Genomic DNA, 1,125 nt, shown 5'->3' on the forward strand with positions numbered 1-1,125 from the left:
AGAGGTCGTTTTCATCTCAATTACGGTGATAGCTCCGCTATTGCACCCGCCGATGAACTGGTGCGGGAGGGGGCGTCGGGGTGGTCTTGCTTCCTGAGGCCGATGGTGTGATGTTTGGGGTACGAGTCGGCTTACGCCTGTCTCGTTCCAGGACGCCCGTATCTGTTCCGTGCTTCCGCCAGGCAGGATGCACGCCTGGGCGCACGCCCCCGACCGGCGGTACGTCCAGGACATGGCCGACCGTCGTGCGTATCCGAGTGATCTGTCCGATGCCCGCTGGGAGTTGATTGAGCCGGTCCTGTCCGCGTGGCGCTTCGAGCGCCGCGGCCGGGCCCTGGACTTCGGCCGGCCGCCCGAGCACGACCTGCGCGAGATCATGAACGCCATCTTGTACGTGGACCGCACGGGGGTGCAGTGGCGATACCTGCCGCATGACTTCCCGCATTGGAACACGGTCTACGGCTACTTCGCCAAGTGGCAGTCCGACGGCATCTTTGCCCAGCTCAACGGCCTGCTGCGGGAGTTGGTGCGCCAGCAGGAGGGGCGAAACGCCAAGCCGTCGGCGTGCGTGATCGACGCGCAGAGCGTGAAGACCTCCACCAGCGTCCCCGCCACGAGTCAGGGCACGGACAACGCCAAGAAAATCGTGGGCAGGAAGCGCAGCATCGTGACCGACACGCTCGGCCTCCTGCTCGCGGTGCTGGTCACCGCGGCCAGCGTCCAGGATTCCGTGGCCGGCACCCAACTGCTCGGCCAGGTCGCCGCCGCCCAGCCCGGCATCCGCAAGGCGTGGGTCGACGGAGGCTACCGCAAGCACTTCGTCGAGCACGCCGCCACCCTCGGCATCGACATGGAAATCACCACCCGCACCCCCGGGACCAGAGGGTTCACCCCGATCCCGAAACGCTGGGCTGTTGAGCGAACGTACGGCTGGCTGATGCTCCACCGGCGCCTGGCCCGCGACTACGAAACCCACCCGCACCGTTCCGAAGCCATGATCCACCTCGCCATGACCGACCTCATGGCCCGCCGCCTCACCGGCGAGAACACCATCTCCTGGCGCCACCCGACATCACCGGATCAAATCCGCATCCCTGGATGAAACAACGGGAGAAAACGACCTCT

General features: G+C 66.0%; 1 protein-coding gene. It reads left to right on the top strand.

From position 1 onward, the window contains the following. Positions 1-232: 232 nt before the first annotated feature. Positions 233-1,102: an IS5 family transposase gene (locus AB0D34_RS47285; RefSeq protein ID WP_362674404.1), complete on the top strand. Its 870-nt coding sequence runs from the start codon at positions 233-235 to the stop codon at positions 1,100-1,102. The last annotated feature ends 23 nt before the right edge of the window (positions 1,103-1,125 follow it).

This window comes from Streptomyces sp. NPDC048420 (assembly GCF_040651535.1).
GTDB lineage: Bacteria > Actinomycetota > Actinomycetes > Streptomycetales > Streptomycetaceae > Streptomyces.

Bases quoted from the DNA above. Each gene is read 5' to 3' on its own strand.
- AB0D34_RS47285 (WP_362674404.1), top strand. From the start codon at position 233: ATGGCCGACCGTCGTGCGTATCCGAGTGATCTGTCCGATGCCCGCTGG.